The organism is Hydrocoleum sp. CS-953 (assembly GCF_002260545.1).
Lineage (GTDB): Bacteria > Cyanobacteriota > Cyanobacteriia > Cyanobacteriales > Microcoleaceae > Trichodesmium.
Genome location: NZ_LGSU01000691.1, coordinates 1 through 4247, shown reverse-complemented (window position 1 = coordinate 4247; position 4247 = coordinate 1). Strand labels below are relative to the sequence as shown.

Sequence of the window (4247 nt, the reverse complement as noted above, 5' to 3'; positions counted from 1 at the left end):
TACTATAACTGAAGAACAGACTAATACAGTTAAAAAATAATAAATGTAAGGAACAAAACATAATGTCTGATAAGAAAAGATTACCTAAATCTATACGCTATTTTCGAGCCAGATTTAGTCATTTGACAAAACCTTTAGTTTGGGGACCGATTGGTGTAGCTTCTCTAGTGTTATTATTTGCTTGGGAATTATCAGTTAATCCGGAATGGTTAACCATTGAAGATGATGATAATTTAGTATCAGACGGCAATACTATCACTGAAAATTTATCTCCTGAAGAAGTTTCTATTATAAGCGATATTGGCAATTCTTCAGTTTTAATGGAAGAGTTAAAAAATGCTCAACAACTGCAAATTAATCTTCTACCAAATTTTCAGAAAAATTTATTAGATAGGTCTCAAAGAGAAACCAAAAATACATCTGCTAGGCAGAAAAATCTGACAAAACTTGAAGAAGATTTAGCTAACCCTCTGCCGAAAATTAATATTTACGAGAGAGCGCAAACTAATAATTTGCCTTCTACAAATCAACTGCCAAAGACCAAATTATCTACTGCTCCCCTATTACGCAGTATGAATTTATTCGACCAAACAAACCAGGAGGAAAAAACAGAAAAACCTGTCAATACCCTACAGAATGCTATGGATGAGTACCTGGGTTCCAAAGGTAAATCTGAATCTCCCTCAAATTATCAGTCTCAAACAAATAATATTAACCTCTACCCAACTCAAATCAAACCAAGGGATATTAAACCTTCTTCTATTTTGAATAGACCAACATCTAATATTCCTAAATCTCAGGAAAGAAGCAATTATAGTGTGCCTTTTTCAACTATAAATGTTACTCCTCCAAAACCTTACTATACAGATTTATCAGGTGGAAGAAATCAAATAAATAATCCAACCAATTTACCAAGGTCTAATTATTTTCCTCCAAGACAAACTACTAATCTAAATCTTCCCCCATTACCAGCAGTATCTAGTAGTTTTGCCAATAATCAAAATAGGGTAAATAGAGTTAATAATTGGGGAGTGCCTAACTATTACAACAATCAAGGATATCCCCAAAATCAACAACAACAATATTATTATGGAGTAAACTCTAATCAGGTAAATCAAAGCTTACCACAACCTCCTTCAAATAATCCTTTTTCCAGGCGTAATAATAGTTTTTATAATCGCGGATATAACCAGCGTTGGCATAACCCTTTTTAGGAAGGAAGAAGGAATAATTCATTAATGGATAATGGATAATGGATAATTGATAATTGATAATTACCTCTGGTTAAAACCGCTCTTGATTGAAGATGAGGAAATATCCTAGCACTTTTTTCCCCTATCCAAGGGGAGGCTTTAAACCTGAATTATTTAATAATTAATAATTAATAATTAATAATTCGGTAAGAAGTAAGAAGAAGGAAGTTTATGGGTAAATACAGTTCAGTTAAGGATTTTTTGTAGAAATAAGAAGGAAAGTATATGAGTCTATAGCTTGATTTAATACAACTCAGTTACAGATTTTTTTGAAAGTTATATAGTCTGAAAAACTTATCTAAATGCTTCCATAGTTTATGAGTTTTGGTCTTATATGAACCCTACTGCTTGATAGGGTACTTATACCAATTATCAAAATAAATGCTGTACTTGGGTAAAACTTCAGTTATTAACTAATTAATACAGGCAACCAAGAATTCTTGGATAATTATTAGCCAGTTAATGTTAATTATTCTTATGTGTACGGACGTTGGGTGCAACGTCCCTTCCCACCACCTGCCACACTCCCATACGGAGGTTGTATGCAAAATCCCTACCCCACCTAATTAAACATAGCAACATTTTTAAGAAATGGTATTAAACCCTAAGCAATTTTAGAAACCAGGAGTGATCATGGGGTATTCAACCCATAAAATCAAAGATAATTTCAATCACATATTTTGAGGATTTTCAGGATTATTATTTCTCAATTTTATCAACTCATTTTTAATACATAAGGAAGAAGGAAAAAGTCGATGGAGATTTAAAATTCAAGCAATTTTAGAAACCAGGAGTGATAGTGGGGTATTCAACCCATAAAATCAAAGATAATTTCAATCACATATTTTGAGGATTTTCAGGATTATTATTTCTCAATTTCATCAATTCATTTTTAATACATGATGTTGGTAATAATGCTATACGTTTACTGGTTAATACAGTACAAATTTCCATAGTAGTTGATAAAGCAGGGATAAAATTTTGCTCTAGTTGATAAACAATTGAATCTGTTAATTTATACTGACGAATTAATTCTTTATCGGCTACATATCTAGAATCATAAGCGGTTAGATCGAGCAACCAAAAATTAATCCCATAATTCTGAATAAAATTATTAACTTCTTCTGGGTTAGGAGTATATTGAGCCTGAATTAAATCAATGGCTCTTTGACTAAATTGACTATAGTATCCTGTATGATAAGGTAAGCTGTATTCTTGTGCTACTAATGTCGAACGTTGAGCAAAACTAGGAATATTATTTGATTCTTTGGATATGGAGGCAATTAATGTATCTTTAGGTTGTGCTAATAAATATTCATATAATTCTGTTTCTTTGCCTTTAATATAGGATTGATTATCTATGGTTAGGTCTGGAGAAAAAGGAATAATACTTAATGTTACTAATAATAGAGTTGTACATCCGAGAAATATTTTATGTGAGAAATTAAAACCATTTTCTAGCTGAGAAATAATTTGCTTNTAATTGGTTCATCTGTAGGATTATGAGCAATCCATTCAAATATGGCGATCGGGTAACTGGTTTCTTGATAGTTACCCGCCCAAATTGGAAAAAATTGGCCGAAAAATATAGGATTGATTATCTATGGTTAGGTCTGGAGAAAAAGGAATAATACTTAATGTTACTAATAATAGAGTTGTACATCCGAGAAATATTTTATGTGAGAAATTAAAACCATTTTCTAGCTGAGAAATAATTTGCTTCAAATAATTATCCAACCAAATTATTAAGGCAATACCAGCAGCTATTGCCATCATCACTCGCATACTATGATAAATATATCTGTTGGGAAAATGAAGTTGAAATAAAAAGATATGAGCTAGGAAAAATAATCCAACCGATGCTATGAAAATTTGAGTTAATATTCCTACTTTTTCAGAAACTTGTTTTGCTAGAGGAAACTTTTCTTTTTTGAGTAGAAAAGGTAATAGTAATGAAGCTATAGCTATTGGTGAAAATAATCCTAAAAATAAGATACCACTCCTCGGTCCTGTCAGCCAAAAAACTAAAGGATTATTATGAAAAAAGAATGCTCTGCCATATCTACCATCAGCATAATTGAAAATAGGTTGTATTTTGGCTGCGGTAGTAGTAATAATTGGTCCGAATTCTGTAGCAGTTAATTTGTATGGTAAAAGTATTATTGCAGCAGTTATGATTCCTCCTAACCAAAGCCAATAGTTTAATTTAATTGAGGTAAATTTTAACCGCTTTTGATGGTAGTCGAATAGTCGGATAGTTAGGATGGTTAGTGATAGTAAAACTGTGTGGGGATAAAAAACTGCTTGGAGAGCGATCGCTACCAAAACAGGAAATAAGACACCTCGGAGTAAGTAATATAAGAAGGCTAAAAAAAGTGGATAGAAAAATGCTCTAGGGGTGGCAGAAACTAAGTCATCTTCCATCCATAAAGTTTGATTTAAAATCAATGAACTAAAAAATCCAACAGCGGGAATTGGCAAAATTTGTAAACTTACTCCAAAGCAGTAAATTGTAGAAATTAATCCCAGAAATATTGGTAATAATTTACCTAAAAAAATTGGGTCGATGCCTAGAGATGTTATTAACCAATAAAAAGTTTTATAACCCCAAGGTGCTACTGACTGAAAATAGTCAGCAATTAAGTCTTCAGGAAATAATTCCGAATCTAAAAAACGACGCATCCAAAATATATGTTGGCGTGCGTCATCTTGGATTATATAGTTAGTTTCAAAGGCTGCTTTTAGATATTCAATACCATAAATTAATACAACTGCTATACTTAAACCCAACCAAAATATCCAGCTTCGATTGATTAAATTTTGATGTAATATCAATAAAAATCTAGTGATTTTTGATTTGGATATTAAAGGATTTGACATATTTTATTATTTTCGGCGCGCTTTTTGTTTGCGAAGCGAAACGTCCTTACGGGAGAAGTAAAAATAAGGATAATCAAAGATTAAATTGTCTCAAATCAGCAAAAAGGTAATTAT

At 31.8% G+C, this 4247-nt stretch carries 2 protein-coding genes and 1 pseudogene; 1 reads left to right on the top strand and 2 read right to left on the bottom strand.

The window, feature by feature from the left end; genetic code table 11:
- Positions 1 to 62: 62 nt before the first annotated feature.
- Entirely contained in the window at positions 63 to 1214 is a 1152-nt protein-coding gene (locus tag AFK68_RS07965) for a hypothetical protein (RefSeq protein WP_094672283.1), read from the top strand.
- A 1519-nt stretch (positions 1215 to 2733) separates the two neighbouring features.
- Here AFK68_RS07965 and AFK68_RS44525 read toward each other — a convergent pair.
- Positions 2734 to 2830: pseudogene (locus AFK68_RS44525) on the bottom strand (GH116 family glycosyl-hydrolase); the annotation flags it as partial.
- A complete protein-coding gene (locus AFK68_RS07950; RefSeq protein WP_210407288.1) occupies positions 2805 to 4133 on the bottom strand; it encodes a hypothetical protein in 1329 nt (442 codons plus the stop codon). The pseudogene AFK68_RS44525 and the gene AFK68_RS07950, both read right to left, overlap by 26 nt.
- Between the last annotated feature and the right edge of the window lie 114 nt (positions 4134 to 4247).

Excerpts from the sequence above, each read along its gene's own strand:
- AFK68_RS07950 (WP_210407288.1), bottom strand. The coding sequence starts at position 4,133 with ATGTCAAATCCTTTAATATCCAAATCAAAAATCACTAGATTTTTATTG.
- AFK68_RS07965 (WP_094672283.1), top strand. The coding sequence starts at position 63 with ATGTCTGATAAGAAAAGATTACCTAAATCTATACGCTATTTTCGAGCC.